At 66.5% G+C, this 22,548-nt stretch carries 19 protein-coding genes; 3 read left to right on the top strand and 16 right to left on the bottom strand.

The features are described from left to right. Nucleotides 1-3: 3 nt before the first annotated feature. The 6 genes from A5733_RS26350 to A5733_RS26325 form a co-directional block, all read right to left on the bottom strand. On the bottom strand, nucleotides 4-417 hold the full coding sequence (locus A5733_RS26350; protein ID WP_076242214.1) for a hypothetical protein: 414 nt from the start codon (nucleotides 415-417) through the stop codon (nucleotides 4-6). 104 nt (nucleotides 418-521) lie between these two features. Then, complete coding sequence (locus A5733_RS26345) at nucleotides 522-1,760, bottom strand: fatty acid desaturase (protein ID WP_067770915.1); 1,239 nt, start codon at nucleotides 1,758-1,760, stop codon at nucleotides 522-524. A 68-nt stretch (nucleotides 1,761-1,828) separates the two neighbouring features. Further along, nucleotides 1,829-2,977 carry a ferredoxin reductase gene (locus A5733_RS26340; RefSeq protein ID WP_067770916.1) on the bottom strand — a complete coding sequence of 383 codons (1,149 nt, stop codon included), beginning with the start codon at nucleotides 2,975-2,977 and terminating at the stop codon, nucleotides 1,829-1,831. A 66-nt stretch (nucleotides 2,978-3,043) separates the two neighbouring features. Beyond that, on the bottom strand, nucleotides 3,044-3,553 hold the full coding sequence (locus A5733_RS26335) for a hypothetical protein (RefSeq protein WP_067770917.1): 510 nt from the start codon (nucleotides 3,551-3,553) through the stop codon (nucleotides 3,044-3,046). 9 nt (nucleotides 3,554-3,562) lie between these two features. Continuing rightward, the gene (locus tag A5733_RS26330) at nucleotides 3,563-5,350 is read right to left on the bottom strand and encodes a BCCT family transporter (RefSeq protein ID WP_067770919.1); all 1,788 of its coding nucleotides are present in this window, start codon (nucleotides 5,348-5,350) and stop codon (nucleotides 3,563-3,565) included. A gap of 76 nt (nucleotides 5,351-5,426) precedes the next feature. After that, nucleotides 5,427-6,836: a wax ester/triacylglycerol synthase family O-acyltransferase gene (locus A5733_RS26325; protein WP_067770920.1), complete on the bottom strand. Its 1,410-nt coding sequence runs from the start codon at nucleotides 6,834-6,836 to the stop codon at nucleotides 5,427-5,429. 224 nt (nucleotides 6,837-7,060) lie between these two features. Here A5733_RS26325 and A5733_RS26320 point away from each other — a divergent pair, with 224 nt between their 5' ends. Then, a complete protein-coding gene (locus A5733_RS26320; RefSeq protein WP_067771006.1) occupies nucleotides 7,061-7,588 on the top strand; it encodes an Rv3235 family protein in 528 nt (175 codons plus the stop codon). On the opposite strand, the gene secA is transcribed toward A5733_RS26320, so the two are convergent. The 9 genes from secA to A5733_RS26275 all read right to left on the bottom strand — a co-directional run bounded on the left by secA (nucleotide 7,585) and on the right by A5733_RS26275 (nucleotide 20,015). Next, nucleotides 7,585-10,440, bottom strand: coding sequence for a preprotein translocase subunit SecA (gene secA, locus A5733_RS26315; RefSeq protein WP_067770923.1), 2,856 nt, complete (start codon nucleotides 10,438-10,440; stop codon nucleotides 7,585-7,587). The genes A5733_RS26320 and secA overlap by 4 nt on opposite strands. Before the next feature lie 174 nt (nucleotides 10,441-10,614). Further along, complete coding sequence (gene hpf, locus A5733_RS26310; protein ID WP_197508307.1) at nucleotides 10,615-11,262, bottom strand: ribosome hibernation-promoting factor, HPF/YfiA family; 648 nt, start codon at nucleotides 11,260-11,262, stop codon at nucleotides 10,615-10,617. Nucleotides 11,263-11,587: 325 nt separating this feature from the next. Then, nucleotides 11,588-12,229: a ComF family protein gene (locus A5733_RS26305; RefSeq protein ID WP_076242213.1), complete on the bottom strand. Its 642-nt coding sequence runs from the start codon at nucleotides 12,227-12,229 to the stop codon at nucleotides 11,588-11,590. 243 nt (nucleotides 12,230-12,472) lie between these two features. After that, nucleotides 12,473-14,233: an MtrAB system accessory lipoprotein LpqB gene (gene lpqB / locus A5733_RS26300; protein ID WP_076242212.1), complete on the bottom strand. Its 1,761-nt coding sequence runs from the start codon at nucleotides 14,231-14,233 to the stop codon at nucleotides 12,473-12,475. Continuing rightward, nucleotides 14,230-15,903, bottom strand: a complete 1,674-nt coding sequence (gene mtrB, locus A5733_RS26295; protein WP_067770932.1) for an MtrAB system histidine kinase MtrB — start codon at nucleotides 15,901-15,903, stop codon at nucleotides 14,230-14,232. The genes lpqB and mtrB overlap by 4 nt, the downstream gene beginning before the upstream one ends. After that, nucleotides 15,900-16,586, bottom strand: coding sequence for a two-component system response regulator MtrA (mtrA, locus tag A5733_RS26290; RefSeq protein ID WP_019343547.1), 687 nt, complete (start codon nucleotides 16,584-16,586; stop codon nucleotides 15,900-15,902). The genes mtrB and mtrA overlap by 4 nt, the downstream gene beginning before the upstream one ends. Before the next feature lie 52 nt (nucleotides 16,587-16,638). Next, nucleotides 16,639-17,271 (bottom strand): dTMP kinase, encoded by a 633-nt coding sequence (locus A5733_RS26285; RefSeq protein ID WP_076242211.1) that lies wholly within the window; start codon nucleotides 17,269-17,271, stop codon nucleotides 16,639-16,641. A gap of 101 nt (nucleotides 17,272-17,372) precedes the next feature. Beyond that, complete coding sequence (locus tag A5733_RS26280; protein ID WP_076242210.1) at nucleotides 17,373-18,686, bottom strand: lipase family protein; 1,314 nt, start codon at nucleotides 18,684-18,686, stop codon at nucleotides 17,373-17,375. Nucleotides 18,687-18,746: 60 nt separating this feature from the next. Continuing rightward, a complete protein-coding gene (locus A5733_RS26275; protein ID WP_076242209.1) occupies nucleotides 18,747-20,015 on the bottom strand; it encodes an amidohydrolase in 1,269 nt (422 codons plus the stop codon). A gap of 22 nt (nucleotides 20,016-20,037) precedes the next feature. Here A5733_RS26275 and A5733_RS26270 point away from each other — a divergent pair, with 22 nt between their 5' ends. Further along, nucleotides 20,038-20,664, top strand: a complete 627-nt coding sequence (locus A5733_RS26270; protein ID WP_076242208.1) for a trimeric intracellular cation channel family protein — start codon at nucleotides 20,038-20,040, stop codon at nucleotides 20,662-20,664. A gap of 24 nt (nucleotides 20,665-20,688) precedes the next feature. Here A5733_RS26270 and A5733_RS26265 read toward each other — a convergent pair whose 3' ends face one another. Beyond that, nucleotides 20,689-22,029 carry a DUF2254 domain-containing protein gene (locus tag A5733_RS26265; protein WP_198938935.1) on the bottom strand — a complete coding sequence of 447 codons (1,341 nt, stop codon included), beginning with the start codon at nucleotides 22,027-22,029 and terminating at the stop codon, nucleotides 20,689-20,691. A 153-nt stretch (nucleotides 22,030-22,182) separates the two neighbouring features. Here A5733_RS26265 and A5733_RS26260 point away from each other — a divergent pair, with 153 nt between their 5' ends. Next, on the top strand, nucleotides 22,183-22,485 hold the full coding sequence (locus tag A5733_RS26260; protein WP_067770942.1) for an urease subunit gamma: 303 nt from the start codon (nucleotides 22,183-22,185) through the stop codon (nucleotides 22,483-22,485). The last annotated feature ends 63 nt before the right edge of the window (nucleotides 22,486-22,548 follow it).

Here is a 22,548-nt window from a genome sequence, read left to right as displayed (position 1 = left end):
GGGTCAGTGCTTGGACTTGGCCTCGGCGGCGGCCTGCTGTTGCTGTTGCTGTTCCTGCTTGGCCGCCGCCATGGCCGCACGGCCCTCGGGGCTCGCGGCCGAATTGCCCGGGGTCTTGGCGGTGGCCACCCCGGCGTTGCAGTTGAGGTTGAGTAGTTCGGTGTCGGTGACGGGCTTGAAATCGTCGCCCTTGTGCCAGTGCGCCTTCTCGGCGTGGGTCACCACGCAGTCGTCGTCGGACACTGAATCGCCCGACCGGGAAGCCACCACGCCTTTCATCCCGGCGTCGGCCAGTTCCGACTGCACATCGGAATACTTCTGGCCGGCATAGTCATCGGCTGCGGCGACGCCGGTGGCCAGAACGCCCACCGGAAGCGCCGAAACACCCAGCACCACGGCCACGAGCAACTTCTTCACGAGCAGAAGCGTATGAGCGCCGGCTGCCAGGAAGCTGTGCGTCGAACGTGAGCTTGTTGTCGATTTCTCCGCGGATTCTCGACAACAGGCTCACGTTCGAGGAGCTACTTGCGACGCCAGCCGCGGACCGTCTCGATGGCGGTCTTCAGGCCGCGGCGACGCCCGGTGGCCGGGTCGGTGACACCGTATCCGTCGAGCTCGGTGAACATCCGCTCGCTGCGGGTTTCCGGCGCGTTGTCGGCCGTGTCCTTCAGGAACCGGTCGGGCAGAGACAGTTTGGCGATGGTGCGCCAGGTCTTCCCGTACTGCACCAAGAAGGGACCCGTCGTGTAGGGCAGGTCGTACTTGTCGCACAGGGCCCGCACCCGGACCGCGATCTCGGCGTACCGATTGCTCGGCAGATCCGGGAACAGGTGATGCTCGATCTGATGGCACAGGTTGCCGCTCATGAAGGCCAGCACCGGGCCGTTGTCGAAGTTGGCGCTGCCCAGCATCTGGCGCAGATACCACTGTCCGCGGCTCTCACCGATCATATCGGTCTTGGTGAATTTCTCTGCGCCATCAGGGAAATGGCCGCAGAAGATCACCGCGTTGGCCCACACGTTGCGGATCACGTTCGCCACCGCGTTGGCCTTCAGCGTCGACTTGAAGGTCGCACCCGGCGACAGTGACGTCAGCGCCGGCCACACCACGTAGTCCTTGGCCAGCTGGTGTCCGGCCTTGACGCCGAACTCACGCATGCGGATCAGGGTGGCGTTGCGGTTGTCGCGGCCTTTGAAGATCTTGCCGAGCTCCAGGTGCTGCAGCCCCACGCCCCACTCGAAACCGATGGCGAGAAGGGTGTTGAACAGCAGATTGCCGTAGAGGTTGAACGGCTTCCACTTGGCATCGCGGGTGACGCGGATGACGCCGTAGCCCACGTCGTCATCCATCCCGAGGATGTTCGTGTACTTGTGGTGCATGAAGTTGTGGGTGAACCGCCAGTGCTTGGACGCCCCGCTCATGTCCCACTCCCACGACGAGGAGTGAATCTCGGGATCGTTCATCCAGTCCCACTGGCCGTGCATGACGTTGTGGCCGATCTCCATGTTCTCGATGATCTTGGCCACGCCCAGAGTGACGGTTCCGGCCCACCAGGCGGAACGCTTCGAGCTCGCCGCGAGCATGACGCGGCCGGCGACGTCGAGCGCACGTTGCGCCGCGATGGTACGGCGGATGTAGCGCGCGTCGCGCTCACCGCGGGAGTCTTCGATGTCTTGCCGGATCGCATCGAGTTCTATGCCCAGGTTCTCGATGTCGGCATCGGTCAGATGCGCGAATGCGGGAACGTCGGTAATTGCCATCGTCAGCCTCCTCTCTTTTACCTACGGTAGCGTAACCTACGACTCCGTAGGTTACCAGTCAGTAAAGTCTAGACGTCCAGAACACAGTCGCCGGAAGCCGCCGAAACACAGGTCTGAATCCGGCTGCCGGGATCGTGCTCGACACCGGTCCGCAGGTCCCGAACGTGCCCGTCGACGAGACCCACCACACACGACTGGCAGATACCCATCCGGCAGCCGAACGGCATCCGCACGCCGACCTGCTCACCGGCGTCCATCAACGGCGTCGCGCCGTCGACGGCGACCTCCTTGCCGCTGCGCTCGAACGTCACCGTGCCCCCAGCGCCGTGCGGGGCAGCCCGCGACACGGCGAACCGTTCCAGATGCAGGTTGTCGACGATCCCGGCCGCCGCCCAGACCCGCTCGGCGTCGTTGAGCATCCCCTCCGGCCCGCACGCCCAGGCCTGCCGGACGCGCCAGTCGGCGACGATGTCGTCGAGGTGCGAGAGATTCAGCCGACCCTCGGTGCGGGTGCTGCGCAACAACAGCCGATACCCGGGGTGGGCCTCGTGCAGCTCGGCCAGCTCCGCGGCGAACATCACGTCGGATTCCGTTGGCGCCGAATGCACATGGACGATGTCGGTGATCTGACCGCGGCGCACCAAGGTGCGCAGCATCGACATCACCGGGGTGATGCCCGAACCGGCCGTGAGGAACAACACCGACGCCGGGGCCGGATCCGGCATCACGAAATTGCCCTGCGGCGCGGCCAACCGGACCACCGTGCCGGGCCGCAATCCGTCGACCAGGTGCGTGGAGAGGAAACCTTCGGGCATCGCCTTGACCGTGATCGCGATGGTGCGCGCCCCAGCTCCGGCAGCGCGCTCGGGCGTCGAGGTCAACGAATACGACCGCCACCGCCAGCGCCCGTCCATCAGCACGCCGATACCGATGTACTGGCCCGGCTGATAGTCGAACGAGAATCCCCACCCCGGCTTGATCACCAGCGTCGCGGAATCGGCGGTTTCCCGACGCACCTCGACCACCCGGCCGCGCAGCTCGCGCGCCGACCACAACGGATTGGCCAACTTGAGGTAATCGTCGGGCAGGAGCGGCGTGGTCACCTGCCCCACGATCCGGCGCAAGGCATGCCAACCCGGACGTCGCTCAGCACCGGCGATGGTGGGACGCACCGTATCGGCCACATTGGCCGAGACCTTGATGGAGTTCTTGGCCATGAACCTACGGTACCGTAGGTTACTGCCTCGTAGCCAGTCGTACGTCGGCGCTCGCCGGTCAGGCGTTCAGAGCAGTTCGAGCAAGAACGGCAGTTCCTGAGGCGCATACCAGGCCAGGTCGTGGTCCTGGGCATCGCCGACGGTCAACTCCGCGTCCTCGTCGCCGAGATCGGCCTCATCGATGACATCGACCGCGGCCAGCACCGCCTGCTCGGCGTCAGCGTTGTCGACGTACACCGCGACGACGGCGTCGATCGGCACCGGGCCTGACAGCCGCACCACGGCGTCATCGAGGTCAGGGCGCACGGTCACCTGGATGTCTGCGCCCGTGTCGGCCACCACCACCGCGCGCCGCGGCGGCAGACCCGCATCCGGCGGCACTCCGGCCAGCAGCCGCAACGAGGCCAGTGCGGCGTCGCGCAACGCCACCTCGGCGAGCTCGTCGTCGTCACCTTCGGCATAGGCCTCGCGCAGCGTCGGGGTGACCGCGAAGGCCGTCCCGTTCACGACGAACAGTTGACGGTCGGCAACCAGCTGCTGCAGGGCGACCAGGGTCGTCGGAATGTAGACGCGCACCCCGCGAGATTAACCGGCGCCGGTCTCCTTTTCGTCTTCGACGCGATCGGCGTTCGGATCCTTCTCCACCGCGATGACGAAATCGTCGCCGTGTTGGGTGACCCCGGAGACCACTGCGCTGTTGACCGCCTCCAGCGCATATTCGCGACGGACCACCATGGGATCCCGGCGCAGGTCACGCACGAGCGCCACCGCCAACCCGATCATCACCAGCACGAACGGCACCGCGACGATGATGGTGATGGACTGCAGGCCGTTCAGCGCGTCGGCTCCCCCGACCAGCAGCATGACCGCCGCCACGGCACCGGTGGCCACGCCCCAGAAGATCACCGTGGGCCGGGTCGGTTTGATGGTGCCGCGCTCGGACAGCGAGCCCATCACGATCGACGCGGCATCGGCACCCGAGACGAAGAAGATGGCGACCAGGATCATCACCACGACGCTGGTGACCGTCGCGATCGGATACTCGCCGAGCAGGCTGAACAACTGCCGTTCCTGACTGCCCATGCCGGCCAGGTCCACCCCGTTCTGCTGCTCGAAGATCGCGGCCCCACCGAACACACAGAACCAGACGACCGAGACCACGCTGGGCACCAGCAGCACCCCCGTCACGAACTGCCGGATGGTGCGGCCACGGGAAATCCGGGCGATGAACATGCCGACGAAGGGGGTCCAGGAGATCCACCACGCCCAGTAGAAGATGGTCCAGTCCTGCAACCAGGCGCTGACGACCGGGCCCTCGGCACCGGTCCGGGCCGCCATCTGCGCCAGCTGGTCCACGTAGCTGCCGATCGCCGTCGGAATCATGTTCAGCATGAACATCGTCGGGCCGACCAGGAAGATGAACAGCGCCATCGCCAACGCCAGCACCATGTTGATGTTGGACAGCCACTGAATACCGCGGGCCACACCCGAGACCGCGGACAGCACGAATGCGACGGTCAGGATCGTGATGACACCGATCAATATGCCGTTTCCCACCTCGCCCACGCCGGCGACGATCTGCAGGCCGCTGCGGATCTGCAAGGCGCCCAGGCCAAGTGAGGCAGCCGACCCGAACAACGTGGCGAAGATCGCCAGCATGTCGATCACCTTGCCCCACGGCCCGTTGACCCGCTTACCCAGCAACGGCTCGAATGCCGCGCTGACCAACTGCAGCCTGCCCTTGCGGTAGACGCCGTAGGCGATGGTCAGGCCGACGACGGCATAGATGGCCCACGGGTGCAGCGTCCAGTGGAACATCGTGGTGGCCATGGCCGTCTCGGCGGCGGCGGGGTTGCCCGGCCCTCCGGTGCGCGGCGGCGGAGAGGCGAAGTGTGACAGCGGCTCGGACACCCCGAAGAACATCAGGCCGATCCCCATGCCGGCGCTGAACATCATCGCCACCCACGACACCGTGCGAAACTCCGGCTCGTCGTCGTCACGCCCCAACGGGATGTTGCCGTAACGACTCATTGCCAGCCAGATCACGAACACCACGAATCCCGACGCGGTCAGGACGAACAACCATCCGACGTCGGCCATCACCCAACTCAGCGCATTGGCCGACGCGGTTGCCAGCGAGTCGGTACTGACGAATCCCCAGACCAGGAATGCCACCGCGATCGCGGCGGTGACGCCGAACACCACCCAGTCGACGCCCGCGCGGCGCGTGTAGGCCTTTTGCTCGACCGGTACGTCGAGCACGGGGTGATGCGGCACGACATCGCCTGTCGGCGACTTCAGCGCCTTCTCTGTTGTTTTCTTGACTTCGTGCGTGTGCTTGTCGGATCTGCTTTTTCGTATCTCAGCGGCCATGGTGAATTCATCAGACCCCGAACCGTGGCCCAGGTCAAATATCTGCCGGTGTTTGCCAGCAGCGTGTCAGCCGCCGCTACTTGGCCGCGTCCAGCAGTTCGTCCAGCGATTCGCGCAGCAGGCTCGGCAACACCTCGACATCGCTCATGGCATCGCGGTCGGCGTTGATGCCGAAGTACAGCATGCCGTTGTACGACGTGACGCCGATTGCCAGGACCTGGTTGTGCAGCAGCGGCGGCACCGCGTAGGTCTCGAGCAGTTTGGTGCCCGCAATGTACATCTGCTTCTGCGCCCCGGGCACGTTGGTGATCAGCAAATTGAACAGCCGCGCCGAGAATCCGGTGGCCACGCGAATACCCATGGCGTGCAACGTCGGAGGCGCGAATCCGGACAGTGTCACGATGGTGCGCGCATCGACCAGACTGGCCGCCGACGAGTGCGATTCGGTGGCGTGGGCGATCTGTGACAACCGCACCACCGCGTTGCCCTCGCCCACCGGAAGGTCGACCAGGAACGGCGATACCTCACTGATGGCCTGCCCGGGGCCCGCGGAGTCCAGTTCGACGTCGGGATACACCGACATGGGCGCCATCGCCCGCACCGTGGTGCTCGGCGTGACCGGCTCCCCGCGCGACAGCAGCCAGTTGCGCAGCGCGCCGGCCACGACCGCCAGCACGACGTCGTTGATGTCGCAGTGGTAGCGGGCCCGCACCAGCCGGTAGTCCTCCAACCGATGGTGGTCCACCGAGAACCTGCGGTTACGCGAAACCCGGGTGTTCAGCGGGCTGCTGGGCGCGGTGCCGCGCGCCACCGTCCGCGCCACGTCGGCAACCCGCCGGCCCACCGCCGCCAACTCGCTGGCACTGGTGGCCACCTCGGTCACCGTGTCCCGCAGGGCGGCCAGCTGGCTGGTGGGCCGGGTGATCCACTCCCCGACGGCGCCGAGCACCAGTTGGCGGTCACTGGGTTCGCGAGCCGGAATCCAGATGTCCTCACCGAACTCGGGCGGCTTCTGCGTGCGATCGACGATCACATGACCGATCTCGAGCGCGGTCATCCCGTTCACCAGCGCCTGATGGGTCTTGGTGTAGATCGCCATCCGGTTCTTGGCCAGCCCCTCGACCAGATACATCTCCCACAGCGGACGGGTCCTGTCCAACGGCCGGGAACCCAGGCGGGCGATGAGATCGTGCAGTTGCGCATCGCTGCCCGGAGACGGTAGCGCCGAGCGCCGGATGTGGTAGGTGATGTCGAAGTCCCGGTCGTCCACCCACACCGGCCGGGCCAGGCCGAGAGTCACCTCGCGGACCTTCTGCCGGTAGCGCGGGATCTGTGGCAGACGGCGCTCGACGGTCTCCAAGAGGGTCTCGTAGCTCAAGCCGGCGCGCGGCTTACGCAGGATCGCCAACGACCCGACATACATCGGGGTCGCAGTGTTCTCCAAGTGAAAGAACGCTGCGTCGGACGCCGACAGTCTGCTCACCATGCGGCGCCAACCTCCCCTGATTGCCCGGCCAACCTCGTCACGTTAACCGGCGATTCGGTCCGCGCGCATCACGGGTGGTCCCGCGCGTCAATTTGGGGCCGAAACCCACGCCAGGTGGAGGCCGAGATCGGTGCTCAGACCCCCGCCGAACCCATGTCATCATGGATAAATCTGCACCTCTCCAGCAGATGTCGCCCCGTCACGCCGACCGCTGGAGGCTGCTCTTGCCCACCCCGAATCTCACCGCGCAATCGGACTCGGAGCCGTGCTCCGTGCGCCTGCCGCTGACCGCCCCCGTGATCGACTGCGAGCCGCCGGCGGTACCGCTCGACGCCGCCGGTGTCCCGGTCTCGGCCACACCGGCGTGTCCGGCACCGACCGTGCTGCACCGAAGCACCGCCCGTCGGTTGCGGTTGATCGAGGCCGAACCGGAAACCCACGTGCACGCCGGCGCCGCGCAGTTCGCCGACATGGCATTGCGACGGGTCCTTGAGGTCGTCGACCGCCGTCGCCCACCGGGACAACTGAAGTCGTTGATGAGCCAACTGTTGATCGACGCGATCGTCTCGGCCACCAAGTCGCGGCAGCCGACCACGGCGAGCCTGCGCCGGGTCGGACTGCGCCCGGCGCACTCGGCACACGCAGCGGAGGTCTTTGCCACCTACACCCGCGGGACCCGCGTACACGCCGTCGCCGGCCGTGTCGAATTGCGCAGTGGCCGTTGGCAACTCACCGCGCTACAGCTCGGTTAGCCCTTGCGGTGCGACTTCGACGGACGGCCGGCCTTGGCCTGCTTGCGGGCCGCTTCGCGCCGCTCGCGCCGGGTGCCGCCGGACGGCGCGGAATGCCGCCCGCCGCCACCGGAGCGCTGCACCTCGGCACTGCCGTCCTCGGCCGGGCCGGTGTAGGTGAGCGGCGGGGCCTCGTTGTCGATTCCCTTGGCGCGCAACGCCGGTGCCGCCGGCCGCTCCTTGGTGGCCACCGCACCCGACTCGGCGTCGCCGGCCGTTCCACCACCGGCCTGAGCCGCCGCGGCCGCGGCGAATTCCGCAAGCCCGCTGGGCGCGGCCACCGGTGCGACTTGAGCGCTGGGGGCCGGAGCCGCCTCGACCTGAACGTTGAACAGGAAGCCGACCGACTCCTCCTTGAGTGCGTCGAGCATGCCGACGAACATGTCGTAGCCCTCGCGCTGGTACTCGACCAGCGGATCGCGCTGCGCCATCGCTCGCAGGCCGATGCCCTCCTTGAGGTAGTCCATCTCGTAGAGGTGTTCCCGCCACTTGCGGTCGATCACGTTGAGCAGGACGTTGCGCTCCAGCTGACGCATGGCGCCCTCACCGGCCAGCTCTTCGAGCTGCTTCTCGCGCTCGGCGTAGGCCCGCTCGGCGTCTTTGATCAGCGCGTCCAGCAACTCGTCGCGGGTCAGCTCACCGGCCTCCCCGACGGCGTCGGAATCGACCAGGTCGTGGTGGTCGATCCCGACCGGATACAGCGTCTTGAGCGCCTCCCACAGCTTGCCCAGGTCCCAGTCCTCGGCATACCCCTCGGCGGTGGCGCCGTCGACATAGGCGGTGATGACGTCGACGAGCATGTCGTGAGCCTGCTTCTGAAGGTTCTCCCCCTCCAGGATCATCCGGCGTTCCTTGTAGATGACCTTGCGCTGCTGATTCATCACCTCGTCGTACTTGAGGACGTTCTTGCGGACCTCGAAGTTCTGCTGCTCGACCTGGGTCTGCGCGCTCTTGATCGCGCGGGTCACCATCTTGGCCTCGATCGGCACGTCGTCGGGCAGGTTGAGCCGCGTCAACAGCGACTCCAGCGTGGCGCCGTTGAACCGTCGCATCAACTCGTCACCCAGCGACAGGTAGAACCGGGACTCACCCGGGTCACCCTGGCGGCCCGACCGGCCGCGCAGCTGGTTGTCGATACGACGCGACTCGTGCCGCTCGGTGCCCAGCACGTAGAGGCCGCCGGCCTCGACGACCTTCTCGGCTTCCTTGGAAGCCTCTTGCTTGATGGTGTTGACGGTGTCGTCCCAGGCCGCCTCGTATTCCTCGGGCGTCTCGACCGGGTCCAGACCCTTCTGCCGCAGTCGCTTGTCGGCCAGGAAGTCGACGTTGCCGCCGAGCACGATGTCGGTACCGCGACCGGCCATGTTGGTGGCGACCGTGATGGCGCCGAGCCGCCCGGCCTCGGCGATGATGTTCGCCTCCTGCTCGTGATACTTCGCGTTGAGCACGTTGTGCGGGATCTTGCGCTTGGTGAACTGCCGCGACAGGTACTCGGAACGCTCGACGCTGGTGGTGCCGATCAGGACCGGCTGGCCCTTCTCGTACCGCTCGGACACGTCGTCGACGACCGCGATGTACTTGGCTTCCTCGGTCTTGTAGATCAGGTCGGACTGGTCCTGACGAACCATCGGCTTGTTGGTCGGGATCGGCACCACACCCAACTTGTAGATCTCGTGCAGCTCGGCGGCCTCGGTCTCGGCCGTACCGGTCATGCCGGACAGCTTGTTGTAGAGCCGGAAGTAGTTCTGCAGGGTGATGGTGGCCAGGGTCTGGTTCTCGGCCTTGATCTCGACGTGTTCCTTGGCCTCGATCGCCTGGTGCATGCCCTCGTTGTAGCGACGGCCCAACAGCACGCGACCGGTGAACTCGTCGACGATCAGCACCTCGCCGTCACGGACGATGTAGTCCTTGTCGCGCTGGAACAGCTCCTTGGCCTTGATGGCGTTGTTCAGGTAGCTGACCAGCGGCGAGTTCGCGGCCTCGTACAGGTTGTCGATGCCGAGCTGATCTTCGACGAACTCCACGCCGACCTCGTGCACACCGATGGTGCGCTTACGGATGTCGACCTCGTAGTGGACGTCCTTCTCCATCAACGGGGCCAGCCGGGCGAACTCGCTGTACCAGTTGGAGGCGCCGTCGGCCGGGCCGGAGATGATCAGCGGGGTCCGGGCCTCGTCGATCAGGATCGAGTCGACCTCGTCCACGATCGCGAAGTTGTGGCCACGCTGCACCATGTCTTCGGTGGAGTGCGCCATGTTGTCGCGCAGATAGTCGAAACCGAACTCGTTGTTGGTGCCGTACGTGATGTCGGCGGCGTACGCCGTCCTGCGCTCTTCGGGGGTCAGGCCCGAGAGGATGACGCCGACGTCCAGGCCCAGGAACCGGTGCACGCGGCCCATCCACTCACTGTCACGTTTTGCCAGGTAGTCGTTGACCGTGACGACGTGCACGCCCTTGCCGCTCAATGCGTTGAGGTAGGCCGGCAGCACCGCGGTCAGCGTCTTGCCCTCACCGGTCTTCATCTCCGCGACGTTGCCGAAGTGCAGGGCGGCACCACCCATGATCTGGACTTCGAAGTGCTTCTGGCTCAGCACGCGCCAGGCGGCCTCGCGGGCGACGGCGAACGCCTCGGGCAGCAGGTCGTCGAGGTCTTCACCATCGGCGATGCGCTTCTTGAACTCGTCGGTCTTGGCTCGCAGCTCGGCGTCCGAGAGCTTCTCCATGTCGTCGGACAAGGAGTCGACATAGTCGGCGACCTTCTTGAGGCGCTTGACCATGCGGCCTTCACCGAGACGGAGCAACTTCGACAGCACGCTATTTCCCCTGTGGGTTCGATGGATCCCGTGAGCGGGATCGCACGGGCTTAGTTGAGCTCCATCGTAGGTGACCCGCCGAAGCCGCTGGTGGTAGTCACCGGCTGTAGTCACCGCCGAAGTCGAAAACGCACCCCGGATCGCTCCGGGGTGCGTCTTCGCATCAGCTGCCGGTCAGGCCAGCCGGATCAATCCGTAGTCGTAGGCGTGACGGCGGTAGACCACCGACGGTCGATCGCTCTCTTTGTCGTGGAACAGGAAGAAATCGTGTCCGACCAGCTCCATCTCGTAGAGGGCGTCATCGACGGTCATCGGTTTCGCTGGGTGTTCCTTGATCCGCACGATGCGGCCCGGCTCATGCTCGTCTTGAGTGTCGTGGGCCGGGGCGGCCTCGTCGGACACCGGCTGGGTGTCGAACGGCGTCTCGTGTGCGGTGGCCTCCGACAACGAGACCGGGGTTTTGTCGCCGTAGTGGATCTTGCGGCGGTCCTTGCTCTTGCGCAGCCGGCTCTCCAGTTTGCCGGCCGCGGCCTCCAGCGCGGCATAGAAACTGTCGGCGCAGGCCTCGCCCCGCACCACCGGGCCACGGCCGCGGGCCGTGATCTCGACGTGCTGGCAGTTTTTGCGTTGACGGCGGTTGCGTTCGTGGTCGAGCTCGACGTCGAACAGGTAGATGGTGCGGTCGAACCGCTCCAGACGCGACAACTTTTCCGAAACGTAGATCCGGAAGTGATCGGGAACTTCGACGTTGCGTCCCTTGACCACAACCTCTGCGTTCGGCGCCGGGGTGGTGTCGGCGACATCGTCGCGATCGACCACCATGGTGGCGCTTGAATCCGGGGAATGGGTTGACATACTCGGCAACTCGTTTCTCTCAGTTGTCACACGCAGTGTGCGTGCCGGACATCTCAACGAATCGCGGCGATGGGCCGAAAAATGTTTGCTCCACCCATCGGCGCAAGGTGTCGGGGACTCACCTCCTACCGTTTTGCGGTGAAGTGGCGCTGTGGTGAGGAGCGCCGCCGTGAGGTGTTCACGGGTGGTTGCTGCCGACGGTAGTCCGTGTTCACCCACTCGTGCCACTCATTTCAAATACGTGTTTTCAGTTCTTCATTTGGGTTTGATCGCAGCGACACGATCGACCCCCTCACGCATGGGCGATGGCCAGCACCGCGGACACGTCGGCGCCGGCGCGGGCAAGCATGCGCACCGACTCGGCCGCCGTCGCGCCGGTGGTGACGATGTCGTCGACGAGCACCACTTCGCCTGCGATCGGCTTGACCAGACGCACCCGCCCGGCGATGTTGCGCTGTCGCGCGGCACCCGACAGACCCACCGAGTCGCGGACCCATGGCCGCAACCGCAATGCGGGCACGACCTCCACGCCGGGCAGGGCGGCCGCGGCCGCCACCGCGATCCGGCCGACCGGATCACCGCCGCGGCGGCGTGCTGCGGTGATCCGGGTGGGCGCCGGCACCACGGTGAGTCGAGCGCCGTCGGAACCCCCGACGATGCCCCAGGTGAGCAGCCGCAGGAGACCGGCGTGCAGCGCACCGGCCAGCGGTGCGATCAGGTCGGTGCGTCCATGTTCTTTGGCCGCGACGATCGCGCGTCGGCGCACCCCGGCGTGACGGCCCAACGCGAACACCGGGACCCCCGGATCGGTTCGCGGGGTGATGAGGTGTGGCTCGTCGTCGGCGACGGCCAGCTGCGCCGCGCAGGACGGGCACCACCGGGTCGACGGCGCCCCACAGCCACCGCACTCCAACGGCAGGACGAGATCCAACATGCGGGCAGTGTGCGCGCATGGGCTGACATCGCCCTGACGTTCCAATGCTCCGTCGCCGTTTTCTGCCGCAGGGTCGTGAATTCTCTTGGGGCACAGCCCTCACGCAGAAAACGGCGCGCCGGCCGGCGCGGACTCAAACGCCGCACGCCCGCCGATTTCTACAGCAGGGTCGCCACGAACGTCGCGGGACAGCCCTCACGCAGAAAACGAAGCGGGCACGCGACGAGGCGGCGCGGCCGAGCCTCAGCCGGGCAGCACGGGCAACGAGCCGGGCACCATCAGCGGTCGCACCTCGACCCACCCGGGGTTTTCCTCGTTGACCGACGCCGACAGTTGCAACACTCCGCGTTGATCGGCGACATAGACCGTCGACGGATTGGCGGCCACGGTGCTCACCGGGGTTTGCAGGTTGCGGCTGGGCCCGTCGGAGTTGACGCCGTCGAGGTTGACGTAGGACACCGGATGCGCCGGATCGGTTCGGCTGACCACGATGTCGTCACCGGTGCGCCAGGACAACGAGACCACGGTGTTGCCGAGCCCGAAGCCGAGACGGCGCGGATAGGTCAGCAGGAACTGGCCCTCCGGTGTCCGCTCGACGCCGGCCAGGATCACCTGGCCACCGATCACCATCGCCGCGCGGGTGCCGTCGCGTGAGAGCTGCAGTTCCGTGATGGGTCCCGGGTACCGGGTGGACACCGCTGCCACATCGACCGGTATCCGGGCCGGCACACCGGACGCGTCGCGGATCGCGCGCACCACGTTGGCGTCGTCGACCACCACCCACACGGCCGCATCCAGCGACCAGCTCGGCCGGCTCAGCGTGCGGCCTTCGATGGCCTTGGCGGTGGGCCCGCCCAGCGGACCCATCCACAGCGAGGCGGCAGTGGCCTCGGGGGCGTCCGGCAGCACCACGACCGAGGCCGCGTCCTGCCCGTTGCGCGACACCGCGGCCGCCTTCTGGTTGGGCGCCGAGCCGAAGGCCCCGGGCACCGGGGTGGTGCGCTGCCCGTCGAGGGCCACCAGCGATCCGCCGACCAATGCGTGCAGACCGGCCGCCGCACCGGGTACCGCACCGGGATCGGTGGCCGCCACGTCGGAGGTTTCCCAGCCGTCGGCGAACCGGTCGTCCAGTGGGGCGCCGTCGGCGTTGATCACATAGGGTCCACTGATCCCGGCCCGCGAGAGCGTCCAGATGATCTGGGCGGCAAGCAGTTGCCGGCTGTGCGGGTCGGTGGTCGACAGGTTCTCCAGGTCGATGCGGGCACCGCCGTAGCCGCGTCCCACACCGGTCTTGCCGCCGTCGGCCCGGGTGACCGGCCCGCGCAACCGCAGTGGCGCGTCGAGCAGGTTGCGGACGGTCCTGGCCATCTCCGGCCGCGGGCCGGCCACCAGTTTGGAGATCAGTTCGGTGGCCAGCTGGTCGGGGTCGGAGACCGCCACATAGCGCGGATCGGGTACCACCGTGGTTCCGGTCGGGTCGACGAAGTACAGCGTGTTGCGCTTGTAGGTGGACTGGAACTGCTGCCAGTCGAGGAAGACGCCGTTGGGCAGCCGGTCGATCCGCCAACCGGCCGGGGTCTGGACGAGCTCAATCGGTCCGGGATCGGGCAGGGCACCCTCCCCCGTCTCGAAAACCCCCATGTCGGAAAGGGATCCGAGGATGTCGGCCCGCATGCTCACCGAAACCCGGTCCGAACTACGGGTTTCGACGAACACCACCCGGTCCAGCAGCAGTGCGCTGCCGGCGTCGTCCCAGGAGCTGGAAGCCGACTCGGTGAGGAACTGCCGCGCCGCCAGGTGCCGGTTCGCGGGATCGGCAGTGGCCTTGAGGAATTCCCGCAACAGCACGTCGGGGTCCATACCCGGCGCCGGCTTGGGAAGGTTCGGTGGCGCCGGTTTCTCGACCGTGCCGATCGCCTGCGGTGAGGACGAATTGGGAATTCCCGCGCATCCGGACACCATGACGACAACACCGACGAGCACCACCGTCAGCAGCCGCTTCACACGCTCTCCTCCGCAGGCTCCCGATCTCGGTTCGCACGTCGGCGCGTACCCTGCTGCGGCGCAACGGGTTTCAGGGGCAGTGGGCTCGTGGTCACCTTGTGGCCGCGAACCAGGGGCAGCGTCAACCTGAAGCAGGCACCCTTACCCGGTTCACCCCAGGCCTCCAGCCGGCCCTGGTGCAGACGCGCGTCCTCGATGCTGATGGCCAGGCCCAGCCCGGTGCCGCCGGAGCGGCGCACCCGCGAGGGGTCCGACCGCCAGAATCGGCTGAACACAAGCTTCTCTTCGCCGGGCCGCAGCCCGACGCCGAAGTCGCGGACGGTGACCGCGACGGTGTCCTCGTCGGCGGCCATCCGGATGCGTACCGGTTTGCGCTCGGCATGGTCGATGGCGTTGGCGATGAGATTGCGCAAGATGCGTTCCACCCGGCGCGGATCCACCTCGGCGATCACCTCGTCGGCCGGCATGTCCACGTCGAGTTCGACCTCGGCGTCGGCGGCCAGGTGCCCGACGTTGTCCAGCGCGCTCTGCACCGTCGAACGCAGATCCACCGACTCCACCGACAGTTCGGCCACACCGGCGTCGTGGCGGGAGATCTCCAACAGGTCGGCCAGCAGGGTCTCGAACCGGTCCAGTTCGTTGACCATCAGCTCGGTGGAGCGACGCAGCGCCGGGTCCAGATCTTCCCCGGAGTCGTGGATGTGGTCATGGATCAGGTCGGCGGCCATGCGCACCGTGGTCAGCGGCGTGCGCAGTTCGTGGCTGACGTCAGAGGTGAAGCGGCGCTGCAGATTACCGAACTCCTCGAGCTGCTGGATCTGCCGCGACAGGCTCTCGGCCATGTCGTTGAACGACACCGCCAGCCGCGCCATGTCGTCCTCGCCGCGTACCGGCATCCGCTCGGTCAGGTGCCCCTCGGCAAAACGCTCGGCGATGCGTGAGGCCGAGCGCACCGGCTGCACGATCTGACGCGCCACCACCAGGGCGATCGCCGCGAGCAGCCCCAGCAACACCACGCCGCCGGTGGCCATCGTGCCGCGCACCAACGAGATCGTGCTTTCCTCGTTGTTCAGCGGAAAGATCAGGTACAGCTCAAGATTGGGCACCGACGACGAGGCGGGGCTGCCGACGATCAGCGCCGGCCCGGCGAACCCGTCGGTGGAAACCGTGGCGTACTGGTAGCTGACCTGCCCGGCCTTGACGAAGTCACGCAGGGCCTTGGGCACCTGCTGGACCGGTCCGGCCGCGGCGGCTTCGCGGGGTCCGTCGCCGGGCACGATGAGCACCGCATCGAACGCCCCGGCCACGTCGGCGCGGGCGTCGGCCTTGCGATCGATCAGGGTGTTGCGGGCCAGCTGCAGGCTGCTGTCCAGCGAGCGGCTCTCCTCACCGCCGACGATGCCGCCGACCGTGACGCGGGCGCGCTCGATCTCCTCGGTGGCCGCCTTCACCTTCACTTCGAGAATCCGGTCGGTGATCTGGCTGGTCAGCACAAAGCCGAGGACCATGATGACGGCCAGCGAAAGACCCAGGGTCAACGTGACGACCCGCATCTGCAGCGAGCGTCGCCACACCAGACTCAGGGCCCTGCCGAGCGTCCCCAATCCGCGCAACAGTGGGCCGGAACCTCCCCAGCGACCACGGATGCGCCGTCTGGAGCCGAATATCACGGGGGTCCGGCCTTGTATCCCACTCCTCGAACGGTCAACACCACCTGCGGGTTCTCCGGGTCCTTCTCAACCTTGGCCCGCAACCGCTGGACATGCACGTTCACCAAACGGGTGTCGGCGGGGTGACGGTATCCCCACACCTGTTCGAGCAGCACATCACGAGTAAACACCTGCCGTGGTTTGCGTGCCAGCGCCACCAGCAGGTCGAATTCCAGCGGTGTCAGCGAAATCTGCTCGCCTTGGCGGGTCACCTTGTGGGCCGGCACGTCGATCTCCACGTCGTTGATCGACAGCAGCTCGGCGGGCTCGTCCTCGTTGCGACGCAGCCGGGCGCGCACCCGGGCCACCAGCTCCTTGGGCTTGAACGGCTTCATCACGTAGTCGTCGGCGCCGGATTCCAGGCCGAGCACGACGTCGACGGTGTCCGTCTTGGCGGTCAGCATGACGATCGGCACGCCGGAATCGGCACGGAGCACCCGGCACACGTCGATGCCGTTCATGCCGGGCAGCATCAGGTCCAGCAGGACCAGATCGGGCCGCAGTTCACGGACAGCGGTCAGCGCCTGGCTGCCATCCCCGATCACCGCGGTGTCGAATCCTTCACCACGCAAGACGATGGTGAGCATCTCGGCCAGTGATGGGTCGTCGTCGACGACAAGGATCCTTTGCCTCATGGTGTCCATGGTGTCACCCGATCGCGATAAAACCGGGCTACCACACGCGGGTTTCTCCGCTTTATCTGCTGTTCAGCCGACGAGCCAGGACCTCCGGGTCCACATCCGGCCCGGCGACGGCCCACCGACCGCACCAATCGGCGGCCGCCAGCGCCGCGTAGACCGCACCGGTGCGCTGTTGCAACCCACCGTCGCGCTCATACGCGTCCTTGGCGCGATCGGCCTCGGTGTTGGCCCGATGCTCGGCGCGCCGAGCCGCCAACTCGGTCGGCACGTCGAGCAGCACCTGCCAGTCGGGCGCGGGAAGTTTGAGACGGTCGAACTCGAGGTCGCGCACCCAGACCACCACGTCTCCGTCTGCGCCCTGATGCAATCGGGCGGCGCTGTAGGCGGCGTTCGAGGCGACGTAGCGATCCAGGATGACAACGTCGTAGGCCGCCTGCAGATGTTCGATCTCCTCCCGCGCCCCGGCGCGGTCGAGCGCGAACAGCGTGGCCATCGCATACACCGAGTCGGCCAGATCCCCGTGGGCGCCGTGCAACGCCTCGGCGGCCAGGTCCGCGGGCACCGAATGGTGATAGCGCGGGAACGCCAGCGTGCCGACCGATTTGTGGTCGGACTCGAACGCCGCCCGTAGGCCGCCCGTCAACGTGCGCTTGCCGGCGCCGTCGACGCCCTCGATCGCGATGAGCACGCGGGCAGCCTAACTGGTGCGTGCAATTGACTGACGAATGTGAAGAAGATCGTGCGATGAGCGAGAAATCTCGCGATCTTCTACACATTCGGCGGTCAGGGTCAGAACTCCCCACAGTTGGGGGTGGTCGGTAATCCGTTGAAGCGGTCGGCGATCCACTGCATCGCCCGTTCCCCGTCGACCAGCATCGGCAACGCGTGGTTGATCACCAACTTGTTCAGGAACGGCGGCTCTTCGTTCGTCCAGAACTGGACGTCGGCCCCCTTCTCACACCAGTCCCGCCCGAGTTGGTTGGCCGCCGTCCACGGCACCAGTGGGTCATATCGGTTGCTCAGGATCAGCACCGGCGCGTTCGGCGTATATCGGCCGATCTTCTGCATGTCGAACAGCGTGCTGAACGGCTCTTCGTTCACCGCTTGGTAGATGTCGACGTTGAAGTACGGCTGTAGGTGCCGGAACATGAATTTGGTGATCGTCTCGGCGATGCACTGATCCTGCACTTTCTGCAGCAGGTCCGCGCCGCGTGGCGTGAGCTTGGAGCGGATCAGATCCTCGAATTCCGGATAACTGGTGATCACCGAGTTCAGCGCATATCCCACCACGCCCACCAGCGCGCTGCCGTCGGCGTAGGGGAACAGTTCTTTGAGGTCAGCCGTCGGGGCACCGGCGTAGGTGCCCACTACATGCAGATCCGGCGCGTAGGACGAGGCGAGTTCGGCGGCCGACGCCGCTGCCCCACCACCCTGCGAATAACCCCAAAAGGCCACCGGCCCATGTGGATCCAGTGACGTGCCGGGCAGTTTCAGCGCGGCCCGGCCGGCGTCCAGCATCGCATTGCCCTGCGCGACGCGGTTGACGTAGGTGTGCAGTCCGGGCGTGCCCAGCCCTTGATAGTCGGTCATCACGATGGCAAATCCGCGGGCCACCATGGTCGCGACGAACATCTCTTCGTAGTTGAACGTGATGTCCAGCCACGGCGACCAGTGGATGCCCTGATTGAACTGACGCGACGGCGCGCACTGATCACCCTGCCCCTGGGTTCCGGGCCCGTAGACGATCAACGGGCGCGGGCCCTGACCCGGCCACGGGTTGTGCGGCTCGAAGTACGTTCCCGTCACGGCCATCGGGTTGCCACGAGCGTCGGTGCTGCGGTACATGATTCGCGTTCCGTCCGCGACGATCATGCCGAGCTGACCGGAGGGTTCCAGCACCAGTCGTGACGGCTCGGACTTGAGCACGTCCCCGGGCGAGCCTGGCGGCAACGGGTCCGGCGGGGTGTAGAACTCGATGTACTCGTCCTCGTTGAAGATGGGGTCGTGTCCGTCGTTGGACGGATCAGCCCAAGCGGTGGGAGCCAATACCGCGAACAGCGCCAACATGACCGCGCCGACCATCGCGGCGACCCCCCGACCCATGAGGCGAAACCTTAACAAGATCGATGCGGTATCGGTGCGGTTTCCCACACCGCCGCGGCGTCAACCCTTTTCGAGCCAGGCCAAGGCCGCCACGACGAGCGCCTCGGTGCCGGTGTCCAGCGTCGGCTGGATGACGGGTGCGAATGTCGGCGAGTGGTTGACCGGGATGTCCTGGTCGACCCGCCCGGCATCGGCCGCGGCGCGATAGACCGCCGGGTCGATGCCGCCGATACCCCAGTAGGTGTAGGGCGTACCGAGTGCGGCGGGGATATCGCTGAAATCTTCGCTGGCACTACCCTGCGGCATCCGGCCCCACCGATCGTCGAAGTACGCCCCGAAGGCCGATTCCACCCGAGTGGTGACCTCGACATCGTTGTCGGTCAACGGAAACCGGTCGAACAGTTCGAATTCCGGTTCCTTCGGTGATCTCGAGGCCGCGCATTCGGCGGTGACGATCCGGCGGATGGAGTCGAGCATCGAGGTGCGCGTCCGCTCGTCGTAGGTGCGGATGTTGAGCTCGAGTACGGCACGGTCGGCGATCACGTTGCTCTTGGTCCCGGCATGGAGGCTGCCGATGGTGAGCACCGCCGGTTCACCGGGGGCGATCTCGCGTGCGACGACGGTCTGCAGGCGGATGACGATCATCGCCGCGAGCACCACCGGATCGATCGCAGCCTGCGGCATGGATCCGTGAGCTCCCCTGCCGTACACCGTGATCCGCACACTGTCTGCCGCGGACAACACCGGGCCGGCGCGGGTGCCGACCCGACCCGCGGGCGCGGGCAGAACATGTTGCGCGAACGCGACGTCGACCTTCGGCAGCAACTCGGCCAGGCCGTCATCGACCATGCCACGGGCGCCGTCACCGGTCTCCTCGGCGGGCTGGAAGAGCACCACCAGGGTCCCCTGCCAATGCTCGCGCCCCTCGGCGAGCAGTTGGGCCGCACCGAGCAGCGCTGTCACATGGACGTCGTGCCCGCAGGCGTGCATCACCGGGACCTCATTGCCCTGACGGTCGGTGACCCGCACGGTGCTGGCGTACTCGAGTCCGGTGGCCTCTTGCACGGGCAGCGCATCCATGTCGGCCCGCAACAGCACGGTGGCGCCTGATCCGTTCGCCAGGATGCCGACCACGCCGGTTCCGCCGATGCCGTCGTGCACCTGGTAGCCGAACTGCCGGAGCCGCTCGACGACCTTTGCCGCGGTTTCGGATTCCCGGTGTGACAGCTCGGGATGCTCGTGCAGGTCTCGATAAAGGCTTTCCTGCCACGAGCGGATCCGGTCCAGGCCGCCGAGCACGGTAGCGACGGCTTGCGCTGATGCGGTCACGCGGTGGGGTATACCTCAGTCCATGTCGACCGAAACGCCACTGCTCCTGGTGCTCGACCTGGTCGGCACATTCGCGTTCGCCCTCAACGGCGCGCTGACCGCGGTGCGCGCCGAGCGGCTCGACATCTTCGGTGTGATCGCCCTGGGCATGTTCACCGGTTTGGGCGGCGGGACGATCCGCGATGTGCTGTTGGATGCGCTCCCGCCGGCCACGTTCGTCGATTGGCGATATCTGGCTCTGGCGGCCGGCGGCGGCCTGGTGGCATTCGCGCTCAGCCGCAGGCTGGATCGGTTGGCGATGACGATCACGGTGCTCGACGCGATCGGGCTGAGCGTGTTCGCGGTCCTGGCCGCGTACAAGGCGTTGGATCTGGGATTCGGTGTGCCACAAGCGATGATCGTGGGAACGGTCACCGCCGTCGGCGGCGGCACCATCCGCGACGTGATGATCGGACGGATTCCGACGGTGCTACGCAGTGAGCTGTATGCGATCCCGGCGTTGATCGGCGCGGGTTTCGCCGCGGCCGGGTATCTGCTCGGCCACCGCGGCACCATTGCCGCCCTGGGTGCGGCGAGCGTGTGTTTTGTGATCCGCATGGTCGGGGTTCGCTTCGACCTGCACGCTCCGCGGCCACCCGGACAACGCTGACATCCACCGGCGGGCTCTCACGGCTCATTCGGCGTCGTGTTCGGCGGGGTCGACGCCCCGCTCCTGGGCCAGCGTCTGCAACCGGGCCAGGTCGGCCGGATGGAGCTGCGGTTGCACGGCCATCGTCTCCATCAGGCGCCGGACCTGGCTGCGCAGCGCTGGAATGTGCTGGTCACGGCCCACATCACGGCTGTGGTCGATCAACATCCGCAGCACCCGCAACAACGCCGTGACGACGTGCGGTTGGGTGGTGCCGGTTTGTCGGATCTGGTCGAACGCGTGCTCGATGTACTCGTCGTGCGACAGATCCCAGGGCCGCAGCAGGACCCTGCCATCGATCCCCGCCACCGACGCCGGAGGCAGGTCCGAGGCCAGCAGGATTCGCAGCAAGCTGCCCAACCTCAGCACCACTTCGGTGGCGGTGGTGGGATCGTTGATCGCGGAACTGAGCGCCCGCAGCGCGACGTCGACCAGTTGGCGGATGCCGAAGTCGATGTCTTGCTGCATGGTTCGAACGTCGGCGATCTCGACGGTCGACAACAGCGCGGTCTGCACCTTGGCCGGTTGGTCTGGGACCGGCCAGAGGGTCATCAACACCTCGCCACGGTGAATGTAAGCCCCGGTACGGGTTTCCAGACGCACGACGGTCGAGGGCGGAACGGCGTCGAGAATAAACCTGCTGGGCGCCTGGGTCACCCATCCATCGCGTTGGGCCCGGACTGACAGGCGATCATCGGGGATGTCGATCGAGCTTGGTGCATGGGGCCTGTCATCGTGCGCCTGACACGCCGTCGTGGCGATCACCGCTTCGGCTTCTGCGGCGATGGTGCGCACCACTTCGCCAACCTGCAGACCGTGGGCCAGTCGGTTGAGATAGGCGATGATCAGCAGCACCGTCGTGACGGCCAGAACGATCGCAACGGTCATCGATATCTGTGGCGCATTGGAGGTGGTATCGCCGCTGATGTGCCGTAGCACCAACACGCAGAACACGAAAGTCGCCACCAGCAAACCGATCACGAATTGGCTGACCCGGTCGCGGATGAACGATCGCAGCACCCGCGGCGAGAACTGGCTGCTGGCCAACTGCAGACTCACCACGGTCAACGAGAACACCACCCCGGCGGTCGTGATGGTGGCACCGGCGACGGTGCTGAGCAGCCACGTGGCGCCATTGCTGTTCATCTGCACCGTGAACGGCAGCGGTCTGTCTACTCCTACGAGGTGATCGAGAAAGGCCGTCGTCTCCGCCAGGATCACGCCGCCGACCACCACCAGCGTCGGCAACGCGAACAAGCTTTCGCGGAACCGGTACAGCGCCGTGGAGATCCGCAAGGCGGCCAAGGGTTCAGGGCGGCGCGTCATGGAGACCAACGGTATCGGCGGCGACGGGGTCAGAACAGGAAATGTCGCCACGCGGGACGAGTACGTGGCGACGAGTTTGGATCCGCCGACTCGGGGTACCTCCGAACGCGGTCGTCTGCTCTGTCGCGGGCAGACGGGTTAGGGGATGGTGCCGTGTTCTTGTCACTGAAGGAAAAAGAGCTCCTTCTGGTTCACACGGCGGCCGAGGTGGCGCGGAAACGTCGTGAGCGCGGACTGAAACTCAACCTGCCGGAAGCCACGTCGATACTGACGCAGTTCGTCCTCGAATGCGCCCGGGACGGTCGAGAGAAAGCCGACGTCCAGAACGACGCCCGCAAAGTCCTCAAACGCAAGGACGTGATGGACGGGGTGCCGGAAATGCTCCAGCAACTCCAAGTCGAGGCGACCTTTCCCGACGGCACCAAGTTGGTCACCGTGCCGCAACCCATTACTTGAGCGGGTAACGATGCGTAACGCCGGAGGCGCTCGCTGCGTTTGAGCGGTGCCGTAGCGGGAACT

This window comes from Mycobacterium sp. NS-7484, from assembly GCF_001953975.1.
GTDB lineage: Bacteria > Actinomycetota > Actinomycetes > Mycobacteriales > Mycobacteriaceae > Mycobacterium.
This window is presented reverse-complemented; position numbering and strand designations above follow the sequence as displayed.

Coding starts and splice junctions, on each gene's coding strand:
- hpf (WP_197508307.1), bottom strand. CDS start 11,262: ATGGTGGTCGATCGCGACGATGTCGCCGACACCACCCCGGCGCCGAAC.
- A5733_RS26305 (WP_076242213.1), bottom strand. CDS start 12,229: ATGTTGGATCTCGTCCTGCCGTTGGAGTGCGGTGGCTGTGGGGCGCCG.
- A5733_RS26270 (WP_076242208.1), top strand. CDS start 20,038: ATGTCGACCGAAACGCCACTGCTCCTGGTGCTCGACCTGGTCGGCACA.
- mtrA (WP_019343547.1), bottom strand. CDS start 16,586: ATGGACACCATGAGGCAAAGGATCCTTGTCGTCGACGACGACCCATCA.
- A5733_RS26340 (WP_067770916.1), bottom strand. CDS start 2,977: ATGGCCAAGAACTCCATCAAGGTCTCGGCCAATGTGGCCGATACGGTG.
- A5733_RS26265 (WP_198938935.1), bottom strand. CDS start 22,029: ATGACGCGCCGCCCTGAACCCTTGGCCGCCTTGCGGATCTCCACGGCG.
- A5733_RS26330 (WP_067770919.1), bottom strand. CDS start 5,350: ATGGCCGCTGAGATACGAAAAAGCAGATCCGACAAGCACACGCACGAA.
- A5733_RS26345 (WP_067770915.1), bottom strand. CDS start 1,760: ATGGCAATTACCGACGTTCCCGCATTCGCGCATCTGACCGATGCCGAC.
- A5733_RS26280 (WP_076242210.1), bottom strand. CDS start 18,686: ATGGGTCGGGGGGTCGCCGCGATGGTCGGCGCGGTCATGTTGGCGCTG.
- A5733_RS26325 (WP_067770920.1), bottom strand. CDS start 6,836: ATGGTGAGCAGACTGTCGGCGTCCGACGCAGCGTTCTTTCACTTGGAG.